A 24,800-nucleotide genomic window follows, 5' to 3' on the forward strand; every position below is an offset into this window, starting at 1 on the left:
CGCCTCAGCGTATTACATTTAAAACAACTCATCAGGTAGTGCTAATGTGCTTTCAGCACCTTGCGTAATCTCATAGTGATAGCCCAACGCCTGGCTTGCAATATGCTCAGCGAAGAAACGTGCTGTAATGATTTTGGCTTGACAGAACTCAATATCTGATGTACCGGCCTTCAGTTGCTGCGAGGCAATCAGTGCGGATTTAGCCAGCAACCAGGCCCCTAGCGTCACCCCCATCAGCATCAGGAAAGGCACGGAGCCAGCTGCCGCATGCTTGGGTTGTGCGTCAAAGTGGTTGAGAATGTAATCAGCCGATGCCTGGGCAGCCTGGGCGGCCTGCGTCAGACCACGCTGAATCGCTGTCAAGGCGGGGTCATCTGTACTGGCCAGCTCACTGATTGTGGCATTGATCTCAGACAATAGCGCATTGCATGTTGCACCTTTCTCTGACACCAATTTACGGCCAATCAGATCCATCCCATGAATACCGGTTGTACCTTCATAGATTGCCGTGATCCTGGCATCGCGCATGTGCTGGGCTGCGCCAGTTTCTTCAATGAACCCCATCCCGCCGTGCACTTGTACACCCAGAGAAGTCACCACATTGGCGACTTCCGTATTCCAACCCTTGATAATAGGGATCAGGAAATTGATCAGATATTGATTCCTTTGTTTCTCCACTGTATCAGCATGGCTTGCAGCCTTATCCAGCGCAGCACCACCGAAATAGGTCAAAGCACGCATGGCCTCCGTGTAGGCACGCATGGTCATCAACATGCGACGCACATCGGGATGGCGGATGATAGCTGCCGGTGCAGGATTATCCGAGCCCAGTTCGCGAGATTGAACCCGATCTTTGGCATAGACAACGGCCTTTTGATAGGCACGCTCAGAAATCGCCATGCCTTCTACACCAACCCCCAAGCGGGCATGGTTCATCATGGTGAACATGTAAGCCAAGCCCTTATTGGCCTCACCCACCAGGTAACCAACCGCCCCACCGTTATCACCATAGCTCATGACACAAGTTGGTGAACCGTGGATGCCCAACTTGTGCTCGATCGATACGCAATAAGCATCATTTCGTTTACCCAGGCTACCCTCTGCATTGACCAGAAACTTGGGCACCACAAACAATGAGATTCCCTTTACGCCAGCAGGCGCATCCGGCAAACGAGCCAACACCAGGTGGACAATGTTGTCCGACATGTCGTGCTCACCCCAGGTAATGAAAATCTTCTGTCCGGAAATCAGATATGTTCCATCGGCCTGCGGCACAGCTTTGCTGCGTACCTGTGCCAGATCCGAGCCTGCTTGTGGCTCTGTCAGGTTCATGGTACCCGGCCATTCGCCACTGGACATCTTCGACAAATATACAGCCTTGAGCTCATCCGAAGCATGATGATCCAGCGCCTCGACTGCACCTAGCGTCAATAGCGGGCACAGCGAAAAAGCCAGGTTAGCAGCACACCACATTTCTTCTGTCGCCATGGTCACCAAGGCAGGCAACCCCTGGCCACCAAAATCAACCGGGGCACGCATCCCAACCCAGCCTGCATCGCGAAACTGGTGATAAGCTTCTTTGAAGCCCGCTACAGTGGTCACCGCGCCGTCCACCAGCTTGTGGCCTTTGTCACCCAACTTGTTAAGCGGGGCCAAGATGTCAGAGGAGAATTTGCTCGCCTCCTCCAGAATGGCATCCACCAACTCGACACTGGTCTCTTCATTTCCCGGCAAGGCCAGAACAGCTTCCAGCCCAGCAATTTCCTTCAATACGAATTGCTGGTCCTTGATCGGCGCGGTGTAAGGCATGCTTCTCTCCGTTTTGATTCAAATCAACAGGTTACCCGGCCATCCGGGCTGCACAAGGCGTAAAAAAGGCACAGGCAGGCAAACTCCCTGTGCCCAATATTACTTATCGTTATTGGATAGGTAGGATATCAGCGAGTGGGGACGCCACTTACCTGCCTATTGGTTATTTGGACAACTCGGCAATCAAATCCGGCACGATGGTGAATAGATCTCCGACCAGACCGTAGTCCGCCACCTGGAAAATAGGCGCTTCTTCATCTTTGTTGATTGCAACAATCACCTTGGAATCCTTCATCCCGGCCAGATGCTGAATTGCACCGGAGATACCAACAGCTACATACAGTTGCGGTGCAACAATCTTGCCGGTCTGTCCAACTTGGTAGTCATTTGGTGCGTAACCGGCATCAACTGCAGCGCGTGAAGCACCCACAGCCGCACCGATTTTGTCAGCCAACGGTTCGATGACTGCCTTGAACTGTTCCGCCGAACCCAGCGCACGACCACCCGAAACAATGATCTTGGCAGCAGCCAACTCGGGGCGATCAGACTTTGTCAGTTCTTGGCTGACAAATGAGGATTTACCAGCATCAGCACCCGCACCAATGCTCTCCACCACTGCAGCACCACCTTCCGTTGCCGCCGGGTCAAAGGCTGTGGTACGCACTGTAATCACCTTGATGGTGTCAGCCGATTGCACGGTTGCAAAAACATTGCCGGCATAAATCGGACGAACAAAGGTGTCAGCAGAATCAATTGCGATGATGTCGGAAATCTGGGCTACGTCTAGCAGCGCCGCGACACGCGGCAGAAAGTTCTTGCCATAGGTGGTGGCGGGTGCCAAAACATGACTGTAACCCTTTGCCAAACCCGCTACCAGATCACCCACGTTTTCAGCCAGGCCGTGAGCAAAGTGGGCGGCATCGGCGACCAGCACTTTAGCAACGCCAACAATCTTGGCGGCAGCCTGAGCTGCTGCTGCACAACCGCTACCGGCAACCAGCAAGTGAACGTCGCCACCCAACTTGCCCGCAGCAGCAACAGTGTTCAATGTCCCGGATTTGATGGACGTGTTGTCGTGTTCTGCAATAACCAGGATGCCCATGTTTAGATCACCTTTGCTTCATTCTTCAGTTTTGCAACCAACTCGGCCACCGAGCCCACCTTGATACCTGCCGAACGTTTCGGCGGCTCTGCGACTTTCAACGTCTTCAGTCGCGGTGCAGCATCTACGCCCAGATCAGCCGGCGTAGTCTTGTCCAGCGGCTTCTTCTTGGCAGCCATGATGTTGGGCAACTTCACGTAGCGTGGCTCATTCAGGCGCAGGTCGGTTGTTACTACTGCAGGCAACTGCAGCTTGACGGTTTCAAGACCACCGTCAATTTCGCGTGTCACGGTCAGCGCTTCCGTTGTCAGCTCAACCTTGGAGGCGAACGTACCTTGCGGCATGCCAGTCAGGGCTGCCAGCATCTGACCAGTCTGATTGGAATCATCATCAATCGCCTGTTTGCCCAGAATGACCAGCTGCGGTTGTTCCTTGGTTACGATGGCCTTCAACAACTTGGCGACAGCCAACGGCTGCAGGTCAATATCGGTTTCCACCAGAATGCCGCGATCTGCGCCCATGGCCATTGCAGTACGGATCTGCTCTTCGCACTTACCGGAACCCATCGATACCACGACGATTTCGCTGATCTTACCCGCCTCTTTCAGGCGCACGGCTTCTTCAACGGCGATTTCATCAAACGGGTTCATCGACATTTTGACGTTGGCAATATCGACATCGCTACCGTCGGCCTTGACGCGAACTTTCACGTTGTAATCCACAACGCGCTTAACTGCGACTAGAGCTTTCATGATTCTCCTGCTTTGGTCTGAGGGCAGCGCTGGCTGCCGTGAATACTTGAGTGCGGGAGGAAGCCGCACCCGATTTGAAATCAGGGCTTGTTGGCATCGAATCTATCAATCCAAAGTCGATAACAACAAACCCTAGAGCCTATCATGCCCCAGAAGGGGTGTCATGATAGTGCCCATCTGCAGCGCGGGACATTTAATATACCATGCGCAAAAAATCAAACAAGCGTTTGATTTATACACCAACCGGTTTTAATCGGCAACTGAAACTTTTTTGTTTTAAACGATAGTTTGAAACGCCGCAGATTTGCGTTTTTTGAAGGGCATCCTGACAATAGCGGGCTACACAACACGCTTCGGGTATCGCAGCATGACTACCGTTTATATTGAAGACATGGAAATCGGCCAGACAGCCGAGTATGGCAAGACCATCACGGAGGCAGACATCATCATGTTCGCAGGTGTCACCGGAGACAATAATCCGGTACATATTGACGAGGAATACGCTGCAACCACACCCTTCGGCACTCGTATCTGCCACGGTATGCTGACTGCTAGCTTGATCTCCACTGTACTCGGGACACGATTGCCCGGCCCAGGAACCATCTACCTCAGTCAGTCAGCCAAGTTCAAAGCGCCAGTCAAGCTAGGTGATACCGTCAAGGTTCGCGTGACCGTCAAAGACCTGGATCGCGCCCGAAAGCGCGTCACGCTGGAGACCAATTGCTATGTTCAAGGTAAATTGGTCCTGGAAGGTGAAGCCTTGGCAATTGCACCGAGCAAACCAGCGGCGTAAACTCACCACATCAAACCAGACCTAGGCGACTGTCCTACCGGGCGGTCCAACACTGAATGCCAACCAACACGATCTATCGATCCGTTCCTTTTTCTATCGTATGCTCCTTCAGCACGCGATGTTGATTCATTCCCATCCGCTTTAAACCCGTTTCATCTTTAACTCCGCAACTGTGATGCCATCACGGTTTTCGGCTTATTGTCCTAAACGAGAGCGACAAGGCATGAATCAACGTATCCATCAACATGACGTCATCTGGTCCACGATCCGACAGGAAGTGGAAATCGCAGTCCAAACTGAGCCCATTCTCGCCAGCTTCCTGCACATGACCGTATTGCGGCACAAATCGCTGGAAGATGTCATCGCGTTTCATCTATCCAGCAAACTGGCCACCAGTACCATGGATGCACGTACTTTAATGGAACTGATTCGGGAAGCACTGGATGCCGATCCCGATATCGGCAAGGCCATTCGAGCTGACATTCAGGCTTCTTTTGACCGAGACCCGGCTTGTACCACCTTCTCGACCCCACTGCTGTATTACAAGGGCTTTCATGCCTTGGCCAGCTATCGCATCATGCACTGGCTTTGGCAAATGGGGCGCCATACACTGGCATTGTTCCTGCAGAACCGAATCTCAGAAACCTTTACTGTCGACATTCATCCTGCAGCCCGCATTGGCCGGGGTATCATGCTGGACCACGGGCATGGTTTTGTGGTCGGTGAAACCGCAGTGGTAGAAGACAACGTGTCAATCTTGCATAACGTGACCCTAGGTGGCACCGGTAAGGAGACCGGTGACCGCCACCCAAAGATTCGGTCCGGCGTTCTGATTGGCGCCGGCGCCAAGATTCTCGGCAATATTGAAATTGGACGTGGTGCGAAGATTGGGGCAGGCAGTGTCGTCATTGATTCGGTCCCTCCACACGTCACCGTTGTAGGGGTACCGGCCAAGATTGTTGGCATGGCTGATACTGCTGAACCAGCATTGGATATGAACCAGCGATTTGACTGTACGGGCCGCTAGGGCGGCTAAAACGATCTAACGCCAACTGTCTTTCCGGTTGGCGTTGTCACACGGAGCCCAACCACACTATGGCTTTTTCGCGTGATGTCAGCCGCAATTTTGAATCTGCCAAGGTATTGGCTATCCTGATTGTTGCCAGCGGACACTTCTTCCCTGCTTCCGCCTATTGGGTGGTGGTATCAGTGGCCTTGTGCATGTTTGGCTTTGCCTCCGGCTACTTCACTGCGGAAATCTATGGCAGCAACCCGGCACCCTGGCCATTCATCCGTAATAAATTGATCCGACTGGGGCCTGACCTGCTCGCTATCAATCTGGTGCTGCTGGTCCTGTTTTTGTTCAAAGAAGAAGATGGTATTGCAACTTGGCAGTCGCTGGTCGGCATATTGGGGCTAACTGGTTTTCTGAACTGGTTTCACCTGCCCAACCCCAGCCCTTTTGGTGGTGGGTTGTGGTACTTCACCCTGCTGTTGATATTTTATGTCTGTTATCCATTACTGACCAAGTTGTTACGGCCTGGGCCTATAGGCATCGGCGTCACATTTACCTTGCTATTGGCCGCACTGGTTTTGACACATCGGGTACCTTACGGCCATATGCTTTGGTTGACTGCATTCTCGTTTTGCTATGGTGTCGCATTCGCCAACCAGGCTTGGCGAGTTACCGCCATAACAACTGCTACCTTGCTGCTCGTAGCCATACTGGCTTGTGCCATAGCCAAATTTGGATTGGGCACCCCAGTCAATTCGCTTGCAGTGATCGTCGTGTTATCAATTTTCACCCTACAGTGGCTGCTATGGGCAAAATTGCCCGACTGGTGCCACGCACCCTTCAAACCATTTGGCCCCTGCGTAGTGGAAATCTACATTCTGCATACCCACTTTTTCCTACATCCCACCGACTTGGTAGCGTTGGATTTTGCCATCTCACTTGTAGTGATTTTAGGTGTGTCTTATGCCGTTAAACGGCTAGCCATGGTATTTCAGCAATACTTGCTGCCAGAGGGCAAATGGGCCAAGGCGACATGAGGCAGTAACAGCATCGGATGGAAACAATTCATGTCGTCATACCATCAGGGTTAAACATAGGAATCAGCTTTGGCTGTTCGCCAATCGCTTCCGCAGATCCGTCAATAGCCCGGCAGAGGCATCCTCAACCAGATCCAATACGTGTTCAAAACCGCTTCCACTGCCGTAATATGGGTCGGGTACTTCTCGTTCGTCAAAGTTACGCGCATATTCCAAAAACAACTTTAGCTTGTGTTGTTGCGCAGGTGAACATAAGCGCTGAAGGTTGCGCAGATTCTGTTCATCCATCGCCAATACCAGATCAAACATTTCAAAATCAGCTGTCTTGACCTGACGAGCCCGTAAGCGACTCAAATCATAGCCGCGTCGTGCCGCAGCCATGGAAGAGCGGGGATCGGGCGCCTCTCCGGCATGATATCCGTGCGTACCGGCCGAATCGATGTTGATTCGCTTCGCCAATCCCGCCGTCTCGACAAAATAACGAAACACCCCCTCCGCCGTTGGTGAACGACAGATATTGCCCATGCAAACAAACAAAACTGAAACACTACTCATAACAATCGACAACTCTAGAAAATGAAGGCACCACAACAGCGGCACCGAAAGTTACCATCGTTAAGTCTATCAATCAAACAGTTACATCAAATCGGTGATTATCAACCTGTGTTGGCATCCAGCTCGCTTTTCCTGCTGCGCTGCAACATGCTACAGTTTCCCAACAAATCAACAATAGCTTTTACTTAGGAGAACCACATGACTTTTCAAACTGCCGACCTCACTGATGAGCATGATAACTTGCAAGTGGCTACCCCCATTTTTCAGCAGTTTGGCAAACGGGTGCGCTTTCATGGTGAGATCGTCACCGTCAAAGTGTTTGAAGACAACGTGCTGGTCAAGGATGCATTGACCGAGTCAGGTGACGGGAAGGTGCTTGTAGTGGATGGTGGGGGCTCACTTCGCTGTGCGCTAGTGGGGGATCAGATTGCTGCCATGGCCGTCAAAAATGGCTGGTCAGGTATTGTGGTCTTTGGCTGCATTCGCGATTCTGCTGTGATCAACGATCTGGACATCGGTGTACGCGCCCTGAATACCCACCCACTCAAAAGCATCAAACAAGGTGCTGGCTATCGGGATATTGCCGTGACTTTCGCAGGCATCACCTTCCGACCAGGTGAGCATATCTATGCGGATGAGGACGGTATAGTCCTTTCGGCTACTGCCCTATTGTAAGCAATCAGCCTAAAATTCGACTGAGCGTAACCAACTATACCGATCGGAGTTTTCTGGCCGATTTGATACGTTTCAAGCTGTGGCTAGCCGGTTTGAGCTACCCAGAGCGAACACCGGCTCCACTTGCGAGGGTTTTCTGATGGCTGCATTGACTGATCGCTTCGGTAGACGCATCGATTACTTACGCCTGTCTGTAACCGACCGGTGCGACCTGCGCTGCAGCTATTGCATGCCCGCCGGTTTCAAAGGGTTCGAAGTTCCAGAACACTGGCTGACGTTTGATGAAATCGAACGGTTGATTGGCGCATTTGCAAGATTGGGTGTCAGTCGTGTACGACTGACTGGCGGTGAGCCATTGTTACGCAAGGATCTCCCTATACTGGCAAGCAGATTGGCTGGCCTACCAGGCCTGGATGATCTGTCGCTCTCCACCAATGCCACTCAGATGGAACGACATGCTGAAATGTTGAAAGCTGCAGGCATCAGGCGTATCAATGTCAGCCTGGACTCGCTCAACCCCTGTAAATTTGGCCAGATCGCTGGTCGTCAAAGCTTTGACAAAGTAATGGCCGGGTTGATGGCTGCCAAAAAAGTTGGCTTTGCCCCAATCAAAGTCAACATGGTTGCCATGAAAGGAGTGAATGACGATGAAATCGACAGTATGGTTGATTTCTGCCATGACAACGGCTTTGTCCTGCGATTAATTGAAGCAATGCCAATGGGTGATACTGGTCGCAATACTCAGTTTATGGATCTTCAGCCCGTTGCCGACCGCCTGAAACAGCGATTTCAATTGCAGGAAATCGCCATTCCACTTGGTGGCGGTCCAGCCCGCTATCTGGCCAGTCGCGATGGTAAATTCAATGTCGGCTTCATTACGCCAATTTCCCAGCACTTCTGTGCCACCTGCAACCGAGTTCGTTTATCAGTGGATGGCACGCTGTACATGTGCCTGGGACAAGACGAAAAATTCGAATTCCGGCCGTTATTACGCCAAGGCGCAACAGATCAGGATCTGGAAGCAGCCATCCGTACTGCAATTGAACTGAAGCCGGAACGCCACGAATTCCGAGAAAACCCTAAAAAAATCGTACGATTCATGTCTATGACTGGTGGGTGAGTGTGTGGATTAGGTTTGCCTGCCAAACCACCTCAGGACACAATTTCGCCCTCAAATGGTGCAAGCCGTTGCCCCATTGCCGGCATCCGGATATCCCCATTACACGATGTAAAAATCACCCAGCTAGAATCGGCGCCTCAATCAAGACAGGAGTAAAACCGATGCTACTTGGCAAATTGTTATCGCTCCATCCTAAAGCCACTCGACAGCTTGAAGACTATATCAGTCAGTCTGCACCGATGAAGTATCGGACCTATCGCCTTTGCATCCGTCTATGCCAAACCAGCCAGTGGTGCCTATTGCTGGCCATCTTGCTATACGTTGTACTGGGTATCCTATTGCATCCCACCCAAGTCCCCGCCCAAGCCATTCGGTTGAATCTTGATACCATTCTGATCTCGGCAATCGTGTACGTACTGGGTGGTCTGTTTGGCGCAATATTGAAGAATGCGCTACAACCTGAGGTCAAGCGGGCGATCCGGCTCGGCTATGCTTGATTGCAACGGGCCAACAATCCTGCCATAGCACCAGCAAGACCTACCGCCCCTGACTCACAAACAGGTATGATGCCCCAACAACAACTTGGAGCGTAATACCTGTTTGGCCCGACAGATACCGATCCATACAAGGCAAGTGCTGACAGCAGTGGCCATTGCCCGCATTCATTCAACCAGCAGCATTCCAAGGCTTCCCATAGTTCATCACGGTAACTAGACACAATGTCGCTTTATACTGCTTCGGTACCTGTATTTGTTCGTTACCTGCATAATCTTAGCCACTTGCTCGCTTTAGCAGATCAACATGTCCGCAAACATGCCATACCAGAAATTAAACTATTGAATGCCACACTGAGCGATGGCATGTTCAGCTTTGCCCAGCAAGTCAATGTTGCCTGTGGCTTTGCCTTAAGAGCCAGCTATCCACTGGCCAATCTCGAAATTCCCCATTTACCAGATGGCGGCGACCATCTTGGAACCTTGCAAATTCGGGTAGCAAAAACCATTGAGCAGTTGCAAGCCCTACCTGCGGATACCATGATAGGCACTACAGGCCATCACATTCGATCGATTGCCGGGTTTGCAGAACTTGACCTGCCCGCAGCGGATTACTTGTTCCACTATGCCTCACCCAATTTCTTTTTCCACTTATCCATGGCCTATGCAATCTTGCGTCAGCAAGGTGTCGAGGTCAGCAAGCAGCATTTTGACGGTTTCCACAGCTATCCATCAGGTTTCCGCTTCCCTATACCGACTATCGAACCAACATCGGACCATGGCTGACCCTGTCAGGCTGGTTTGCGGCATATCATTGGCGTAATATACATTGCTCACCTAGATCATTACCTCACCATGAGTAGTAGTACAATCCAAACTATCCGTTTCTTTCGCACGCGCATTCCATCCTTCGAATGTATCCCTGGCTGCCATGACTGTTGCGGGCCAGTGACCACATCCAGCGAAGAAATGTCACGGCTGCCGGTGAAAACTGAGGCTGAACATCAAGCTGCGCTGGCTAACTGGAGCTGCCCACACTTGAGCGAACGAGGCTGTGAGGTCTATACAGAACGACCGCTGATCTGTCGGCTATTTGGCACAACACCTCAGTTGACTTGTCCACATGGGCGGAGGCCAGCTCGCATGATTGATCCAGAAATTGAACGACAGGTTTTCCAATTCTTCAAACAAGTACGTCAAGTATTGGTCTAACTGCTTTAGCAGCACAGCATTCAACACCCGCTTATCCCATACTCCACCTGAACTGGTGCAGCATGGGCCACATACCACCAGGAACCCACCTTGCTTTTTTCCACGCCTGGTGTGGCATCGCCTATATTCAAGTTATGAAATCCAGGCACTAAACCATCCGCTCATTCCCCCAAGGCAAGAATCATGCTGACGCTGCTGTACTGGTTACGGATGTTGATTGGTTGGCTGGATTTGGCCGGGTTCACATTACTGATGATTGTGTTGGCACAATTTCCACGTCACCTCGTCAAAAAGATCTACCCGCCATTGTTCCATGCTTGGTGTCGAACATTTGTACGAGCCCTGAATGTCGATTTGCGGTTACATCAGAAGAATGTCAAGCCCCTCCCCTCCCGATACATTCTGATCGCCAATCACCCATCCGCATTTGAGGATGTCGGCGTCCCCGCGCTGTTTCCGGTGGTCTCGCTGGCCAAAGCCGAGGTGGCAGACTGGTGGATTGTAGGCCGTATCGCAGTGGCCGCCGGCACCTTGTTTGTACAACGAGAATCAGCTGAGTCTCGCCAAGCGGCACTTCAGTCAATTGTGGATGGTTTGAATGCGGGCAAAAATATTTGCCTCTACCCTGAAGGTGGCTGTAAAGGGCGACGACTGTTCAAGCTGTTTCGTTATGGGGCATTTGAAGCCAGCCTACGCTCTGGCATACCTATCCTACCTGTATTCATCCACTATGAAGCTCAAGAAGATTTTGAATGGCAGGAGCCATGGACCTTGCTCGACAAGTTACGCCACTTCATGACCACTCGTAACAATCGGGCAAATTATTACGTGTTTGATGCCATCAATCCGGCTGAATTTCCGGACAAGCAAACTTACACCGACCATGTGTACCAGCTTTATCAACAATGGCAACAACAGTATCTGGAATGACACAGACAGAAAAAACGCGTGAATAAAATCACGCGTTTTTTACAGGAAACAACCCATAGATCAATGCAGCCATTTATCGTAATCTTCCTTCCGACGACCAAAACCATAGCGCTGTTCGCACCCATTCAGGAACAAATTCATCAAAAACATTTCACGGCATTCGTCGTCAGGCTGAGCACGGCGATCATTCATCCGCCGATCATAAACTTGCTGCTCTTGCAGTTGACGTTGCTGTTGATAGTAGTACTCATGCTCTGCATTGGGTGGATAGGTTGGCACTGCATATTCATCACGAGCACCTGCCTGCTCGGTTTCATATGGATATTGCTGCTGTGAGTAATAGTGTTCACCAGGCTGCTGAGGGTAAGGCTTCATCTTGATATCCTCCTCGTTCTGGAATCCATATGGCCACCATGCCAGAAACACAACAATGGCACCATCATGGGACGCACGCGACATGAGCCAATCAGCACTGCCGCACGTTGTAAGGCAGCGTGCTGTTACAGTTTCACATCATCGACAGCGGGAACTTGCATCAGCACAGAATACGACGACATCGAGTTTTCAGGTCTTGCCTGATATGCCAAACCGGCACAGGAACAACAGCGTCAAAACCGTACAGATTGCCTTCTTTTTGAGCATAGGCTACGGTCGACGGTTCCACAACCGCATCACAAAAATTTGATAGCCAACCGCAATGTACTGTCTTCACGGTGTGGGCGAATTTCGAAACCCAGTTTATCCATCAATTTCAGCATATTACTGTTTGCTGCAAAAATTTCCCCTACCATGATCTTCAACCCTTTGTCACGTGCGGCATCGAACAGTTGAGTCATCAGCAAGCTCCCCACACCTTTACCCTGCCAGGCATCAGCCACCACCAAAGCAAACTCGCAACTTTCACCATCTGGATTGGCTGCAAATCGGGCCACCCCAATCTGCATCTCGGCACCGTCCTGTTCCACATAGGCAATCAGTGCAATTTCCCGGGCATAATCCAACTGCGTCAGACGAATCAGCAAGCTATCGGGCAATTGCTTCATGGTATTCATAAATCGATTGTAACGAGACTCCTCCGACAAATTACGCACGAATACCTGCTGCATTTCGGCATCCTCCGGCCGCATCGTGCGGATATGGATGAGGGTGCCATCACGAGCCGTTGCGTCTTTCGTCAAATGGGTAGGGTAAGGATGAATGGCCATATGGCCATAACGACCACCCATTGTCGCAAATGGTGCCAACGCCACACGGGCATCCAGTGCCACAACACCGCTCTCGTCGGCAATCAGCGGGTTGATGTCCATTTCGCGAATGGTCGGCAATTCGCATACCATTTCCGACACCCGCAGCAGTACAGCCTTCACCGAATCCAGCGGCACGGGGGGATAGTTGCGGAACTCGCCCAACAGTTTGCTGACCCGGGTAGATTTGATCATCTTGTTAGCCAGAAAATCGTTCAAGGGCGGCAATGCCACCATTCGATCATTGACGATTTCCACCGTGATCCCACCTGAACCAAATGCAATCAGCGGACCAAATACCGCATCGTGCGTCACTCCTACCATCAGTTCGCGACCAAAACGTGGGCGTACCATAGGCTGAATCGTTACTCCCTGGATCTGTGCATCTGGCCGCCTTAGCCTTGCGCTATCAATAATCTGGCGGAAGGCATCACGTACCGCTTCGGCATTTTTTAAGCCCAGCAACACCCCTCCAACATCGGTTTTATAGGTGATGTCAGTTGAGTTGATCTTCATTGCCACGGGATAACCAATTCGTTCAGCCACTACAACTGCTTCGTCCTGGTTTCCAGCCGGTTCACTGGCTGCAACCGGTATATGAAAACAGGACAGCAGCCGCAAAGCCTCATACCCCTGCAACACCTGCCTGCCTGCCTTCAGTGCAGTTTCGATCAATTCATGGGCTTCTGCCACTCTGGGCGGTACTTCACGATGCGCCAAAGGGCCTGGTACTTGCATCAATAGCTTCTGATTACGCTGGTAGACTGCCAGAGCGTAAAACACCTCAACCGCATTTTCTGGCGTACGGTAATGGGCGAGTTTATTCTCGACAAACACCTGTCGTGCCGCCTGGACTTTCGCTTCACCCATCCACACCAGCAACAATGGTTTACTGGACTCCTGGCGTAACTTCACCATTAGCTTCGCTGTGACTGCTGCATCAGTGCGAATTTGCGGGGTAAAAATCACCATGACCCCATCCACACCAGGGTCATTCAGGCAGGCACGCGTTGCGGCTTCAAAACGCTCAGGTGGTGCATCACCAACAATGTCAACAGGATTGCTACCCGACCAAGCTGGTGGCAACAACGAATCCAATTCCTTGATTGTCTCTGGGGCCAACTTGGCAACGCGCACCTGCAGATCAGACATCCGGTCTGCCGCCATCACCCCAGGCCCAGCACCATTGGTGACCACTGCCAAACGCGGGCCACCAACGCGATAGTTTGAGGTCAGCACTCGGGCAGCAGCAAACAAGTCAGAGACAGATCGCACTCTGACAGCTCCGGCCCTTCGTATGCACGCCTCAAATGCATCATCACTGCCCACCATGGCGCCACTATGCGTATAAGGACTTTGCAATACCATACCATTACGTCCTGCCTTGATGGCAATCACAGGTTTGCTGCGTGCTGCAGCTCGCATGGCACTCATGAACATGCGCGCATCGCGAATACCTTCGATGTAAAGCAGAATGGCCTGGGTATGATGATCATTGACCAGAAAGTCCAGCGTTTCGCCAAAATCCACATCCACCGTAGCCCCGAGCGAGACTACGCTGGACAGTCCGACCCCGTTGCTCTCGGCCCAATCCAGAATAGCGGTGGACAAAGCCGTAGATTGCGACACCAACGCCAAATTGCCAGGTTTGATTTCTCCTTCATAGTCGGTGGCATTCAGGCCCAACTCTGGCCGCATGATGCCGAACAGATTGGGACCCAATAGCCGTAACCCATGTTTACGCGCCATGAATCGGGCGTCGTTTAGGCCCTTCACATGTGCCGGGTCTGACAGATTCAAGCCTTGTGACAGGATGACTGCAGCTTTCACACCCTTTTTGGCACAATCAACCACCACATCCGGCAACACCGCCCCTGGTGTCGCAATTACTGCCAAGTCAATTTCCGCTTTGATATCGCTGAGACGATGGAAGACAGGTAGGCCATGTACTGTCTTATGTCGTTTGTTCACTGCATATAAATCACCCTTGAAACGGGCTACCAACAAATTGCGCATGACCACATCACCCATCGAGCCAGGGCGTTCACTGGCCCCGACCAGCGCGACCGAACGCGGCGCAAATAGCGAACTCAAATAATGTGGGCCCATACAAGGCTCCTGTTCAGATTGATTGAGTTGGATCGTACCAGAAACGTATTCCCGAATATTTACCTGGATCAACTACACCAAGGTTCTCACAAGCAATTCCTGGTCCAGAAACCACAAGTCGCATGTTTGGACATAGGTTCCTCGCTGCGTTTATACAAAGTTTTGATAGAATCGACTGTTCCGGCTGGTACTGGTCACTTGCACTGGTAACAAGCCGGCGACTCCATACTGATTTCAAGGAACATCATGTTAAGCCTATACAACACGCTGACCCGACAAAAGGAAGTCTTTAAACCGATTACCCCAGGCCACGTCAAAATGTACGTCTGCGGCATAACGGTTTATGACTACTGTCACCTCGGGCACGCACGGATGTTGACGGCGTTCGACATGGTGCAACGCTGGCTGCGTACCAGTGGTTTGAATGTGACTTATGTTCGTAATATCACCGATATCGACGACAAGATCATTAAGCGCGCCGCCGAAAATGGTGAATCAATCGATGTATTAACGGGACGTTTCATCGATGCCATGCATGAAGACCTGGGTTTGCTAGGCGTACAAGCTCCTGATTTCGAGCCGCGCGCAACAGATGCCGAATCCATCCATGGTATGTTTTCACTGATTCAGAAGCTGATCGAAAAAGGCTTGGCTTATTCGGCAGACAACGGTGACGTGTATTACTCCGTCCATGCGTTTGATGGCTATGGCAAGTTGTCCGGCAAATCGTTGGATGACCTGCGTGCAGGCGAACGGGTTGGTGTAGACCCACATAAACGTGATCCACTGGATTTTGTGTTATGGAAAGCAGCCAAGCCAGGTGAACCAAGCTGGGAAAGCCCATGGGGACCAGGGCGCCCCGGTTGGCATATTGAATGTTCGGCAATGAGCGAGCGCTTGTTGGGTACCAATTTCGATATTCATGGCGGTGGCCAGGATTTGCAATTCCCACACCATGAAAACGAAATCGCACAGTCAGAAGGGGCGCACGGTCATGGTTACGCCAATTACTGGATGCACAATGGCTTTCTGAATGTGGATAACGAAAAGATGTCGAAATCACTCGGCAACTTCTTCACCATCCGTGACGTGTTGAAGGAATACGATCCCGAAGTTGTACGTTTCCTGCTGTTACGCACCCATTATCGTAGCCCGTTGAATTACTCACAGGTTCATCTGGATGATGCTAAGGGCGCCCTAACACGACTGTATACTGCCTTGAAGCACGTTCCGGCAACGACTTGCGAGATTGACTGGCACAATCCATATGCCAAGCGTTTTCAAGACGCCATGAATGATGACCTCGCTACACCAGAAGCCATCTCTGTCTTGTTCGAATTGGTCGGTGAAGTCAATCGCAGTCAATCCGTTCAAGAGGCTTCCCTGCTGAAAACGTTGGCGGGCATCCTTGGCTTCCTGCAACGTGATCCACAGGCCTTCCTGCAAGGTGGTGATTCACATGATGGTTTATCCAACGAACAGATCGACAGCCTGATTGCACAACGCTTGGCGGCCCGTCAAAACAAAAACTGGGCTGAATCGGATCGCATTCGTGATGAGCTGAAAGCAGCAGATATCGTACTGGAAGACAGTGCCCAAGGTACCACCTGGCGCCGTGCCTGATCAGCCGTTTATCCCCACCCGTCCGAACCGCCACGCGGTTCGGTTGGTGGTGCTTGATCCTAACAATCGTGTCTTACTGATTCGCTATCACGATGACCCACCCATCCACGCCAATCATCCGCAGCTTACAGATTATTGGTGTACCCCTGGCGGTGGCCTGGAACCAGGTGAAACCCATGAAGCGGCGGCTGCCCGCGAGCTGATGGAGGAAACGGGTCTTCGCGGCGAAATCGGCCATTTACTGGCGACCCAGCAGCGGCAGATTCGCCGCCCAGACTGTGCGTACATCCAAGCCGAACGTTACCTGCTGGTCCGCGTCAACACAACCGACATTGAACCCACTGCACTTGAACCGGATGAACTCTTGGAAATTCAGGAGTTTCGCTGGTTTACACTGGACGAATTACGTTCCGAAACACTGACAATCTTGCCATTTTGCTTTACAACATGGCTACCTAGCCTTCAGCAAGACCCTACGAATATGACCACCATGGATTTTGGTACGCTCTGAAATGGGTTCTCCGTTATGGCCTCAACGTCCATAGCGAACACGAATTGCCTTTAACGTTCCGTCAGCCTGCAATACGGCAATAGCATTATTAATTGCCATAACATCGGCAGGTGAAACACTGCGCTTGCTAAACATCAGATGAACAGGGTTCAAATTGACTACCGGGCCAATCTGCTTAAGTTTCAAACCATAGCTCTGCCTTGCCGTATGCAGTAAAGCCTCGTGGTCCCCCATCAAGTATTCACCGCGTCCAGCAACAAGCATGCGCACCCCCTGTTCGTAATCTTCATAGCCATACCACCGCCCCGCGGCAAGCATTCTGGCCTGTAGACGAGCATAACCCTCCCCATACCAGCCAGTGTTCGGGGCCAACAAAGCACCAGGTAGCTGCAGGATGTCATCGAGTTGCTTGATGTTGTCTTGTTTGGTGGTCAAGCTGAACACGCTGATTTGCTCTTGGCGATAGGGTTTGGAGTACCAAGCAATGGCATGGCGTTCTGGGGTGTCGGATGCGGCGTAAAGCAGGTCAAGCTGCCCCATTTCAAACATCTTGTGACGGCGCTTTCGGGGAATGTCTCTCAGTAACACCACCTCGCATACCGCTTTTCGAAAAATGGCCTGGATCATCTCGATGTCCATACCACTCGGCTTGCCATCCTGCGCAAAGAAAGAATAAGGCGCCCAATCTTCTACCACTAACTTGAAAGGCTTTTGGCATGCAGCCTGAAGTGGAGGACCGGCAAGGGTCGATATCATAATGAACCACTTGATTGCTGACATAAGACAATCGCCACCAACATCATAATGTTGAATTGAAGCATGACAGGCATCTTTCCAGCACACGGATATTAAGATGTTTCACGACATACCGTGATTTTTGAATACGGTCGCCAGCATCTCGCCTACATACACAATGCCAATAAACTAACAACCACACCACCGGCATATGATGTTATCAGAAAAGACGTGTATTGCAGGATGCAAGGTGCCGTTATTCTCACTACTGCATGACAATGGCTATCATTGCGGTACTGGTAGACGAGAAAAGATTATTCTTGGGATGTGTTTTTCGACTTGGCAGTCAATGAGTGCCAGGACCTGCATTTGTATGCAACCACGCACTCACCAAGCGTAGATCAAGCCACAACGGCAGCCTCTGCTTGCTCACTCAACTTGACACGGCGGCCAATCCGCATTGGTTTAATGGTTGGATTGAACATGATATCGAGCTGTTCAGCATGTTGTTCACTGAACATCAGGCCAGCATTGAAGCCAATCCTGAACAGTTTTTCCAGATTGTAGCTGGACCAATCCAGCACTTCAGGCAAATGGTAATCCGGTATATCAAATGGTACCTTCAACAGGTTTCGCAACGGTTTGCCATCAGCATCCCTGTTATATTTGAGTTCAAAGAGTTCTGTGTCATTGCGTGCCACATCAACCAACGGGGCAATGATCGACAACGTATAGGCATCCCATAAGTTGCGGGGTTCGCGAATCAACTTATCACTACTCAACACATCAAATACAACAATGGTATCAATGTCGGCATGCTTGCCACCTTCTGCCTCAAGCAACCCTTTGTAATTCAAACAATCGACTACTGCCCCTTCGTAGTATTTTTTCCCATCAATTTCACAGGGTGCATACAAGAATGGATAAGACAGGGCAGCTTGATAGTGTTTGAGGGTGATGTCATGCTTACTCCAAATTGCCATTTCGCGATCGGTGATATTGTAGGCGTTGACATAGAAGTCAGGCCGAATGCCCGGCAGCCGATCAAAATCCACCAGATGGTCGACGAATGGAACGTGAGCACATAAACCTTGGCTGTTCGGATTCAGATCTGTTGGACACGCCATTGCCAACATCAGTTTCATCCAGTCATCGACGAAGCCAGCCAACCGATTCCCAGAACGCTGCGATTGCAACATCTGCATCATCGGATTGGATGACAGTAACTGGCGAAACCACTCCGCTTGCGGGCCAGGTTTATTGAAGACTTTATAGTTAACTGGAAAAGCTTGGTAAATTGGGTCAGATACACCTAGTTCGACTGTATTCCGCAATGCTTCGCTGGGCGTACCATGCTTCGGCACAGTGTACAAGAGGCCAATCGTGGTGCCGGCGCCAGAGCATGAAATCACATCAAAGCTCACACCCTGCTGCTCGAACGCAAGCAAAGCTCCCGCCATTAAGGTTGCATTGGGTGCCCCACCACCAAGAATCAGGGCTTTCTTATTCTTACGTTTCACTTGTATATTCATTAACTTGTAGCCTAATCCACGTAATCAGGCATCGAATTTGTTGCAATGCAACATTCTAATATTCACATACAATAAGCGCAATACTAAAATGCCATACCCAACCTTCAACCCGTCAACTTACGCCTTAAACCTTATGCCACTTGACTGTCATAAGCGGTCTGCAGATGCTTAAAGGCTGGAATGGATTTAAAATCCACACTTGACTCATCTGTGAACGATCCCTATGGCTCAAGAAAAAATGCCAGTTACAGTGGCAATCCGGGTTCTACGCCAACATGGCATTGCTTTTACTGATCATCTGTATAGCTATGAAGAACATGGTGGGACGATTGTCTCCAGTCGAGAGCTAGGTGTAGAGGAACACATGGTCATCAAGACATTGATCATGGAGGATGGGCACAAGAAACCGTTGATTGTGCTGATGCATGGCGATCGTGAAGTATCCACCAAAAATCTAGCACGTCTGATTGGGGTTAAGACCATTGTTCCATGCAGGCCTGAAGTAGCAAATCGGCACTCTGGCTACGTAGTAGGTGGAACCTCTCCATTCGGTACCAAGAAAGCCATGCCCGTATTTATGGAACAAACCATTCTAGATTTACCGAAAATCTACCTAAATGGCGGTAAGCGAGGATACTTGATCGGCCTGGATCCCCAAATATTACTTCCCATTCTCAAGCCTGTGTTGGTGAGCATTGCAACCGACTAGTCCTTCAGTCAGTTCAACTAAAGAAGTTGGTAACGTTTAGGATAACTACTTGTCCTCAGGTAGCAAATGACACCAACAACGCAAATTAGTCCGCTCAAATACGTGTTTCAAGTAAAACTGACTACAAGTTTCTATACTGGAAGTTCAGTGAGCCAAGGTGCAACCTAATAGAGCCAGTTCAATATCTGTAATGAGTGGCCATCAATGGGATGAAGCGTGGGGGGAAAACGGGAACGGATGTTTGATACATGAGGGTGTTGAGCAGCACATGCGCCCCGATCGCGGTTGTGCATTAAGGTTTTGAACGGGTACTTAGCGGCTAACAGTATGTTACAAAGTGTCTGAGGCAAAGCATGCCGCCACAGACAATATAAGCGTATGGCAAGGTGGCGTTATAAGTATCAAGATTTTGTTAACCTTTTTTAGTGAAGATTTTGTCTCACCATCTCGACTGAGCCCACATACAAATGGCGGTTTTATGTCAGATCACTTCAATAACCTGCCTACTGGCCTGTTTGACCTATGGCGCGCAATCCCATGCTGATTACAAAATAGGCACTCTCGATTACCCCCCCTATACCTGCCAGCGTGCCGGCCGAATACAGGGAGTGGCCACGGCTTTAGTCCAGCAACTGCTGTTACAGGCCAAGTTGGATGCGCAGATGCAGCTCATGCCATGGAAACGCGTATTGGCTTCTGCTCGTGTTGGTACCGTCGACGCCATCTACCCGGCTTTGAAAACAACAGAACGTGAAAAATACTTGATTTATCTGGATCAACCGCTCTGGGTGGAAAGTGTCGTACTGGTGAGGCTAGATGAAGGACCGAGCCTAGGTGGCGACTTATCCAAGCTCGCAGGAAAAAGTGTATGTACGGCTTTGGGTTTCAGCTTGGGTAGTAAGTTTGATAACGCATTCAACCAATATGGCATCAATAAAATCGAGCAGCCTACATCAACCAGTTGTATGCGTTTACTCATGCAAGGTTTGGTGGAATTTTATGCAACAGATCTACTGACAGCGCAAAACCAGCAGAGCAAGGCAACTTACCGAAACTGGGTGACCATCGACCCGCATGCTATCGATGAAACACCAAGCTATTTGGCAGTATCTCGTCGGAGTCCATTAGCCCAAAAGATGGCTTTGCTGAATCAGCAGATGAATCAACTTCATTTGAGTGGCAACAAAAATAGGTTGGCTCAACAAGCGTTGAATGAATGCGATTGAGTGACCATAACCTCAGTGTTGGTGGTAACCAGGTTGGGATCGACCTTGTCAATGACATCCTAAACTATGGCTTTCGCATGTCTAGCATGTGAGTTTTTGTGTAGGGCAAGCACACTTTCATCAGTGAAAGTATGCTTTTAGCGTAAATCAGCTAGGGATTTTGGGCGCCTTCCCCAACTCGGTGATTCATCGCGAGCCTAATTTTTATGCCAAATAAAAGTTCGATCCCGCCATGGGTGGTAACCACTACCTGCTGAAAGATCATCACAAAGTACCGTACAGTATGATCACTGATCACCATATGTTAAGCCAAGCAGTCACGAACAAAATGAAAGAACCTTGACCGCCTTTCGGCAATGGCAATATCCATGCACATTAGTCTGCTGAACTCAATAGCACCCGAATAGACTACCTTCGCATACAATAATCGGTATGGAATTTCTTTTTCTGATTGGCACCCTTTCATTTACTGTCAGTGGCTATCTTGTCGGCGTCAAGAAACAGTTTGATCTGCTGGGCATTATCATCTTGGCCCTGTTGACGGCAATTGGTGGTGGCATCATTCGCGATATGTTGTTGAATCGCATTCCCAGCTTGTTCATGGATGCCACACCACTATGGAGTGTCTTTGCCGCCTTGGCGATTGCCTGGATGATACGAGCCCACCGGATTACGAGCTTATGGCTGAATCGGTTGTTCATCGTGGCTGATTCCATTGGCTTGGTGGCGTTCAGCATTGCAGGGGCACGTATTGCATTGGATTTTCAACTGGGTAGTTTTGGCACCATCGCCATTGCCTTCATCAATGCTGTCGGTGGCGGACTGATTCGTGACATGTTGGTGAACGATGTCCCGTTCATCCTACATCGTGACTTCTATGGCACGGTTGCTATCCTAGCGGCACTCGGGGTAATGGCGCTCGACCATTTTCAAACGGCAAACTCAACAGGTTTGTACGCAGTATTCCTGACTGGTTTGGTGCTTCGCCTAGTGGCGCATTATCAAGATTTCCAACTGCCACGCCATAGATGATTGCAACGCCTCAGCTACAATGTACCTATATCCATTCATGTAAAACACCCGCATGACCTTCAATGACATGCAACGTTGGCTGACCCAACGACTATCCGGTCCACAGCCCGACCAACTCAATGGCGATAGGCTCGAATCCATTATCACGCCACTGACACCAGCTTCAATTCTCGCACCTATCGTTTTTGATCCTACTAATCCAACCATACTGCTGACACAACGAACTCGTCATTTAAACAAGCATGCTGGCCAAATCAGTTTTCCAGGCGGTCGTGCAGAACCTTCCGATATCAGTCCGGAAGCAACTGCATTGAGAGAAACCCAGGAAGAAATCGGCCTACCCCCCTCCTCGGTGGTCATCGTGGGCAGTCTACCGCAGTACATTACCATTACCGGATTTTTTATCACACCTATCGTAGGTTTAGTCCATCCCGGATTTACCTTACGGGTAGATCAAAATGAAGTTGAAGAAGCGTTTGAAATACCGTTGAACCTCGTGCTGAATCAGCATAACTATCAACGTCATTCCTATAATGTGGAAGGATGTGAAGGCAGCTACCTAGCTATTTCATACGGTGAACGTTTCATATGGGGTGCCACAGCCGCCATGCTAATGTCACTATGCAAATGTATTAAACTGGAAAATGCTGATGAGCAATACTGGCAACATGGCAATTAATCCATTAAACTCGCTGACAAGCCACTCATTTTTGCATATTCGTCATTAACAAGTCGTCTTACCGACACATTTCATGTAGTTAACATTTTCGATAGATCAAATCAGCTTGCCAAAACAACCAATACAAGCTGAAATGAAGCATGGCCAACTAAATAGTTTGCTTATTCGCATGATAAATCTCGAATTGCATCACCAGCAAAACTTTGGCCCCATGCCTAGTCCTCATTCGGTGCACCATGTTGAAATCCAGCCATTGCCAATCAACGACTACGCCCCCGTTTCTTGAATTGCCCAATCCGACCCAACCCTTTGACGATATCTGGCGGCAAATGACACATTACTGGTGGCAAGCTGGACCAGATGAATCATGGTTGGACAGGTGGGAAAACAGTCTGGATGCATCTCGTGACTACTATTTGGCTAGCCTTCAAACCCAGCTCAAACTTGCCAGCGTATCAGACCAACTGGTTGGTAGCACTCGCCAAAGTATGCTGGATTTTCTGAATCAGCTTTCTCAGCAAACTCCTGCCGCCTTGGGAGCACTCTCTCCATTTCAATCAGCCTTGACCATGGGAGGTTGCGCTTATGACTCTATGTCCAAAGCCACACGGCAGGTCAGCAAATTTGCAAATACCAATTTATCTGCGGCGGTAGTAAAAGCAGTCAAGCATAGTTATCGAGAAGCATTGCACTTCGATCCTTCTCATCATCCCCGCCGGAAGCCGTGATATTTATGTGCTATAACCATAAAGCTCGATAGCGGGTTATCCAAGCCAATGAAAACTGCCATTGTTATCAATCTGGATTACGAACGGTTCGGCTATGAGCTGTGCAGCCAATACTGGAATCAAGTGACATCCGTCATGGAAGCATCTGGTTTCATTCTCAATAACCGCATGTTCCTCACCAATTTGTCTCCGGAAGAGGCTTATAACAACGCACGCTGGGTCATCAATCAGATTGATGAACTGACACGACACAATTCGATCAGTCTATCTCAGGCAATTCGGGAATTTTACGGGTTGGATTATACGCAGGTCACCAACCTGTTAACGCCCCCAACCAGTACCATTGCTGTCGAATTCATCGACAATGAGTTTGTTTCTCAGTCCGTCAATTAGCTTGGCTAACAAAATTCAGCAAAGTGGCTGAGGCAAGGCGCACGGGTATGGCCAAGTGACACAATGCAGCATCCGGATTCTTGTTAGTCACACTTAAACTCTCGCCCGGCCATGTCGCTGGGTAATCCATCAGCCCCAGCGCTTGATCAAACGATTCCCGATATCGATGTGATCGAGCACTCTTGCCACGACAAAATCAATCAAATCCTGCACAGTCTGAGGGTGGTGATAGAAGCCTGGGTTAGGCGGCAGAATCACAGCTCCCGCCTTGGCCAGCTTTAGCATATTCTCCAGATGGATGACAGAGAAAGGTGCCTCACGCGGAACAATGATCAGCTTCCGCTGTTCTTTCAGCGTTACATCTGCTGCTCGCTCAATCAGATTGTCGCTCATCCCTGCTGCAATCGCCGCCAATGTCCCCATGGTACATGGGCAGATAACCATTGCATCGGGAGGATTGGAGCCAGAAGCAACCGGTGCAAACCATTCCTCCCGGCCAAATACCCGAACCTTGCCAGGCAATACTGCAAACTGCGCACTTAGCACCGCTTCCACTTCTGCAGCCCGAGTGGGCAATGCCCAATCCATCTCTTGTCGTGCCACTATTTGAGCCACTTGTGAATACAGCAACCAGACTTCCACGCCGCTCGCCAATAAACATTGCAGTAACCGGATTCCATAAGGCATGCCAGATGCCCCGGTGAGAGCCAAAGCGACAGTTTTGCCAACTACCTGATCGACATCAGGGTGTTGTGCCAGCATGGTTTGATACTGGAGATCCATGG

General features: G+C 50.2%; 26 protein-coding genes. 17 read left to right on the plus strand and 9 right to left on the minus strand.

Going from position 1 to position 24,800, the window contains the following annotated elements; translation table 11 throughout:
- Positions 1-18: 18 nt before the first annotated feature.
- The 3 genes from FFS57_RS04805 to FFS57_RS04815 all read right to left on the minus strand — a co-directional run bounded on the left by FFS57_RS04805 (position 19) and on the right by FFS57_RS04815 (position 3,663).
- Complete coding sequence (locus FFS57_RS04805; protein ID WP_137936627.1) at positions 19-1,809, minus strand: acyl-CoA dehydrogenase; 1,791 nt, start codon at positions 1,807-1,809, stop codon at positions 19-21.
- Between the two features lie 163 nt (positions 1,810-1,972).
- Complete coding sequence (locus tag FFS57_RS04810; RefSeq protein WP_137936628.1) at positions 1,973-2,911, minus strand: electron transfer flavoprotein subunit alpha/FixB family protein; 939 nt, start codon at positions 2,909-2,911, stop codon at positions 1,973-1,975.
- Positions 2,912-2,913: 2 nt separating this feature from the next.
- Positions 2,914-3,663: an electron transfer flavoprotein subunit beta/FixA family protein gene (locus tag FFS57_RS04815; RefSeq protein ID WP_137936629.1), complete on the minus strand. Its 750-nt coding sequence runs from the start codon at positions 3,661-3,663 to the stop codon at positions 2,914-2,916.
- A gap of 367 nt (positions 3,664-4,030) precedes the next feature.
- Between FFS57_RS04815 and FFS57_RS04820 the strand changes: the two genes are divergently transcribed.
- The 3 genes from FFS57_RS04820 (at position 4,031) to FFS57_RS04830 (ending at position 6,508) form a co-directional block, all read left to right on the plus strand.
- Positions 4,031-4,456: a MaoC family dehydratase gene (locus tag FFS57_RS04820; protein ID WP_137936630.1), complete on the plus strand. Its 426-nt coding sequence runs from the start codon at positions 4,031-4,033 to the stop codon at positions 4,454-4,456.
- Between the two features lie 223 nt (positions 4,457-4,679).
- On the plus strand, positions 4,680-5,483 hold the full coding sequence (cysE, locus tag FFS57_RS04825; RefSeq protein WP_137936631.1) for a serine O-acetyltransferase: 804 nt from the start codon (positions 4,680-4,682) through the stop codon (positions 5,481-5,483).
- Positions 5,484-5,551: 68 nt separating this feature from the next.
- A complete protein-coding gene (locus FFS57_RS04830; protein WP_137936632.1) occupies positions 5,552-6,508 on the plus strand; it encodes an acyltransferase family protein in 957 nt (318 codons plus the stop codon).
- A 63-nt stretch (positions 6,509-6,571) separates the two neighbouring features.
- Here FFS57_RS04830 and FFS57_RS04835 read toward each other — a convergent pair whose 3' ends face one another.
- Positions 6,572-7,063, minus strand: coding sequence for a low molecular weight protein-tyrosine-phosphatase (locus FFS57_RS04835; protein WP_137936633.1), 492 nt, complete (start codon positions 7,061-7,063; stop codon positions 6,572-6,574).
- A 198-nt stretch (positions 7,064-7,261) separates the two neighbouring features.
- Between FFS57_RS04835 and rraA the strand changes: the two genes are divergently transcribed.
- From rraA to FFS57_RS04865, 6 genes are all read left to right on the plus strand, one after another.
- Entirely contained in the window at positions 7,262-7,738 is a 477-nt protein-coding gene (rraA, locus tag FFS57_RS04840; protein WP_137936634.1) for a ribonuclease E activity regulator RraA, read from the plus strand.
- Positions 7,739-7,877: 139 nt separating this feature from the next.
- A complete protein-coding gene (gene moaA / locus FFS57_RS04845; protein ID WP_137936635.1) occupies positions 7,878-8,858 on the plus strand; it encodes a GTP 3',8-cyclase MoaA in 981 nt (326 codons plus the stop codon).
- 161 nt (positions 8,859-9,019) lie between these two features.
- Positions 9,020-9,355 carry a hypothetical protein gene (locus tag FFS57_RS04850; protein WP_137936636.1) on the plus strand — a complete coding sequence of 112 codons (336 nt, stop codon included), beginning with the start codon at positions 9,020-9,022 and terminating at the stop codon, positions 9,353-9,355.
- A gap of 222 nt (positions 9,356-9,577) precedes the next feature.
- Complete coding sequence (locus tag FFS57_RS04855) at positions 9,578-10,138, plus strand: DUF1993 family protein (RefSeq protein ID WP_137936637.1); 561 nt, start codon at positions 9,578-9,580, stop codon at positions 10,136-10,138.
- Positions 10,139-10,207: 69 nt separating this feature from the next.
- On the plus strand, positions 10,208-10,564 hold the full coding sequence (locus FFS57_RS04860; RefSeq protein ID WP_137936638.1) for a YkgJ family cysteine cluster protein: 357 nt from the start codon (positions 10,208-10,210) through the stop codon (positions 10,562-10,564).
- A gap of 183 nt (positions 10,565-10,747) precedes the next feature.
- Positions 10,748-11,494 carry a lysophospholipid acyltransferase family protein gene (locus FFS57_RS04865; protein ID WP_137936639.1) on the plus strand — a complete coding sequence of 249 codons (747 nt, stop codon included), beginning with the start codon at positions 10,748-10,750 and terminating at the stop codon, positions 11,492-11,494.
- Between the two features lie 60 nt (positions 11,495-11,554).
- Here the strand turns inward: FFS57_RS04865 and FFS57_RS04870 are convergent, their stop codons facing one another.
- Both FFS57_RS04870 and FFS57_RS04875 read right to left on the minus strand, forming a co-directional pair.
- Positions 11,555-11,953 (minus strand): hypothetical protein, encoded by a 399-nt coding sequence (locus FFS57_RS04870; RefSeq protein ID WP_137936640.1) that lies wholly within the window; start codon positions 11,951-11,953, stop codon positions 11,555-11,557.
- A gap of 212 nt (positions 11,954-12,165) precedes the next feature.
- The gene (locus FFS57_RS04875; RefSeq protein WP_137936641.1) at positions 12,166-14,847 is read right to left on the minus strand and encodes a bifunctional acetate--CoA ligase family protein/GNAT family N-acetyltransferase; all 2,682 of its coding nucleotides are present in this window, start codon (positions 14,845-14,847) and stop codon (positions 12,166-12,168) included.
- A gap of 246 nt (positions 14,848-15,093) precedes the next feature.
- On the opposite strand from FFS57_RS04875, the gene cysS reads away from it, so the two are divergent.
- Complete coding sequence (cysS, locus tag FFS57_RS04880; protein WP_137936642.1) at positions 15,094-16,470, plus strand: cysteine--tRNA ligase; 1,377 nt, start codon at positions 15,094-15,096, stop codon at positions 16,468-16,470.
- Positions 16,439-16,981: an NUDIX hydrolase gene (locus FFS57_RS04885; protein ID WP_249383889.1), complete on the plus strand. Its 543-nt coding sequence runs from the start codon at positions 16,439-16,441 to the stop codon at positions 16,979-16,981. The genes cysS and FFS57_RS04885 overlap by 32 nt, the downstream gene beginning before the upstream one ends.
- A 21-nt stretch (positions 16,982-17,002) precedes the next feature.
- Here FFS57_RS04885 and FFS57_RS04890 read toward each other — a convergent pair whose 3' ends face one another.
- The gene (locus FFS57_RS04890) at positions 17,003-17,737 is read right to left on the minus strand and encodes a substrate-binding periplasmic protein (protein ID WP_171013630.1); all 735 of its coding nucleotides are present in this window, start codon (positions 17,735-17,737) and stop codon (positions 17,003-17,005) included.
- 380 nt (positions 17,738-18,117) lie between these two features.
- Positions 18,118-19,236, minus strand: coding sequence for a patatin-like phospholipase family protein (locus FFS57_RS04895; RefSeq protein WP_212749157.1), 1,119 nt, complete (start codon positions 19,234-19,236; stop codon positions 18,118-18,120).
- Between the two features lie 235 nt (positions 19,237-19,471).
- On the opposite strand from FFS57_RS04895, the gene FFS57_RS04900 reads away from it, so the two are divergent.
- From FFS57_RS04900 to FFS57_RS04925, 6 genes are all read left to right on the plus strand, one after another.
- Positions 19,472-19,957, plus strand: coding sequence for an aminoacyl-tRNA deacylase (locus tag FFS57_RS04900; RefSeq protein WP_137936644.1), 486 nt, complete (start codon positions 19,472-19,474; stop codon positions 19,955-19,957).
- 467 nt (positions 19,958-20,424) lie between these two features.
- Positions 20,425-21,183 (plus strand): substrate-binding periplasmic protein, encoded by a 759-nt coding sequence (locus tag FFS57_RS04905; protein ID WP_137936645.1) that lies wholly within the window; start codon positions 20,425-20,427, stop codon positions 21,181-21,183.
- A 432-nt stretch (positions 21,184-21,615) separates the two neighbouring features.
- Positions 21,616-22,215: a trimeric intracellular cation channel family protein gene (locus FFS57_RS04910; protein ID WP_137936646.1), complete on the plus strand. Its 600-nt coding sequence runs from the start codon at positions 21,616-21,618 to the stop codon at positions 22,213-22,215.
- A 52-nt stretch (positions 22,216-22,267) separates the two neighbouring features.
- A complete protein-coding gene (locus tag FFS57_RS04915) occupies positions 22,268-22,894 on the plus strand; it encodes a CoA pyrophosphatase (RefSeq protein WP_249383890.1) in 627 nt (208 codons plus the stop codon).
- Positions 22,895-23,130: 236 nt separating this feature from the next.
- Positions 23,131-23,622: a hypothetical protein gene (locus FFS57_RS04920; protein WP_137936647.1), complete on the plus strand. Its 492-nt coding sequence runs from the start codon at positions 23,131-23,133 to the stop codon at positions 23,620-23,622.
- A 48-nt stretch (positions 23,623-23,670) separates the two neighbouring features.
- On the plus strand, positions 23,671-24,015 hold the full coding sequence (locus FFS57_RS04925) for a hypothetical protein (protein ID WP_137936648.1): 345 nt from the start codon (positions 23,671-23,673) through the stop codon (positions 24,013-24,015).
- 129 nt (positions 24,016-24,144) lie between these two features.
- Here the strand turns inward: FFS57_RS04925 and FFS57_RS04930 are convergent, their stop codons facing one another.
- Complete coding sequence (locus FFS57_RS04930; protein WP_249383891.1) at positions 24,145-24,798, minus strand: flavin prenyltransferase UbiX; 654 nt, start codon at positions 24,796-24,798, stop codon at positions 24,145-24,147.
- Positions 24,799-24,800: the final 2 nt, after the last annotated feature.

Origin of the sequence: Chitinivorax sp. B, assembly GCF_005503445.1 — a bacterium.
In the GTDB taxonomy this organism is placed as follows: domain Bacteria; phylum Pseudomonadota; class Gammaproteobacteria; order Burkholderiales; family SCOH01; genus Chitinivorax.

Excerpts from the sequence above, each read along its gene's own strand:
- FFS57_RS04805 (WP_137936627.1), bottom strand. The coding sequence starts at position 1,809 with ATGCCTTACACCGCGCCGATCAAGGACCAGCAATTCGTATTGAAGGAA.
- FFS57_RS04810 (WP_137936628.1), bottom strand. The coding sequence starts at position 2,911 with ATGGGCATCCTGGTTATTGCAGAACACGACAACACGTCCATCAAATCC.
- FFS57_RS04815 (WP_137936629.1), bottom strand. The coding sequence starts at position 3,663 with ATGAAAGCTCTAGTCGCAGTTAAGCGCGTTGTGGATTACAACGTGAAA.
- FFS57_RS04820 (WP_137936630.1), top strand. The coding sequence starts at position 4,031 with ATGACTACCGTTTATATTGAAGACATGGAAATCGGCCAGACAGCCGAG.
- cysE (WP_137936631.1), top strand. The coding sequence starts at position 4,680 with ATGAATCAACGTATCCATCAACATGACGTCATCTGGTCCACGATCCGA.
- FFS57_RS04830 (WP_137936632.1), top strand. The coding sequence starts at position 5,552 with ATGGCTTTTTCGCGTGATGTCAGCCGCAATTTTGAATCTGCCAAGGTA.
- FFS57_RS04835 (WP_137936633.1), bottom strand. The coding sequence starts at position 7,063 with ATGAGTAGTGTTTCAGTTTTGTTTGTTTGCATGGGCAATATCTGTCGT.
- rraA (WP_137936634.1), top strand. The coding sequence starts at position 7,262 with ATGACTTTTCAAACTGCCGACCTCACTGATGAGCATGATAACTTGCAA.
- moaA (WP_137936635.1), top strand. The coding sequence starts at position 7,878 with ATGGCTGCATTGACTGATCGCTTCGGTAGACGCATCGATTACTTACGC.
- FFS57_RS04850 (WP_137936636.1), top strand. The coding sequence starts at position 9,020 with ATGCTACTTGGCAAATTGTTATCGCTCCATCCTAAAGCCACTCGACAG.
- FFS57_RS04855 (WP_137936637.1), top strand. The coding sequence starts at position 9,578 with ATGTCGCTTTATACTGCTTCGGTACCTGTATTTGTTCGTTACCTGCAT.
- FFS57_RS04860 (WP_137936638.1), top strand. The coding sequence starts at position 10,208 with ATGAGTAGTAGTACAATCCAAACTATCCGTTTCTTTCGCACGCGCATT.
- FFS57_RS04865 (WP_137936639.1), top strand. The coding sequence starts at position 10,748 with ATGCTGACGCTGCTGTACTGGTTACGGATGTTGATTGGTTGGCTGGAT.
- FFS57_RS04870 (WP_137936640.1), bottom strand. The coding sequence starts at position 11,953 with ATGTCGCGTGCGTCCCATGATGGTGCCATTGTTGTGTTTCTGGCATGG.
- FFS57_RS04875 (WP_137936641.1), bottom strand. The coding sequence starts at position 14,847 with ATGGGCCCACATTATTTGAGTTCGCTATTTGCGCCGCGTTCGGTCGCG.
- cysS (WP_137936642.1), top strand. The coding sequence starts at position 15,094 with ATGTTAAGCCTATACAACACGCTGACCCGACAAAAGGAAGTCTTTAAA.
- FFS57_RS04890 (WP_171013630.1), bottom strand. The coding sequence starts at position 17,737 with ATGATATCGACCCTTGCCGGTCCTCCACTTCAGGCTGCATGCCAAAAG.
- FFS57_RS04900 (WP_137936644.1), top strand. The coding sequence starts at position 19,472 with ATGGCTCAAGAAAAAATGCCAGTTACAGTGGCAATCCGGGTTCTACGC.
- FFS57_RS04905 (WP_137936645.1), top strand. The coding sequence starts at position 20,425 with ATGGCGGTTTTATGTCAGATCACTTCAATAACCTGCCTACTGGCCTGT.
- FFS57_RS04910 (WP_137936646.1), top strand. The coding sequence starts at position 21,616 with ATGGAATTTCTTTTTCTGATTGGCACCCTTTCATTTACTGTCAGTGGC.
- FFS57_RS04915 (WP_249383890.1), top strand. The coding sequence starts at position 22,268 with ATGACCTTCAATGACATGCAACGTTGGCTGACCCAACGACTATCCGGT.
- FFS57_RS04920 (WP_137936647.1), top strand. The coding sequence starts at position 23,131 with ATGTTGAAATCCAGCCATTGCCAATCAACGACTACGCCCCCGTTTCTT.
- FFS57_RS04925 (WP_137936648.1), top strand. The coding sequence starts at position 23,671 with ATGAAAACTGCCATTGTTATCAATCTGGATTACGAACGGTTCGGCTAT.
- FFS57_RS04930 (WP_249383891.1), bottom strand. The coding sequence starts at position 24,798 with ATGGATCTCCAGTATCAAACCATGCTGGCACAACACCCTGATGTCGAT.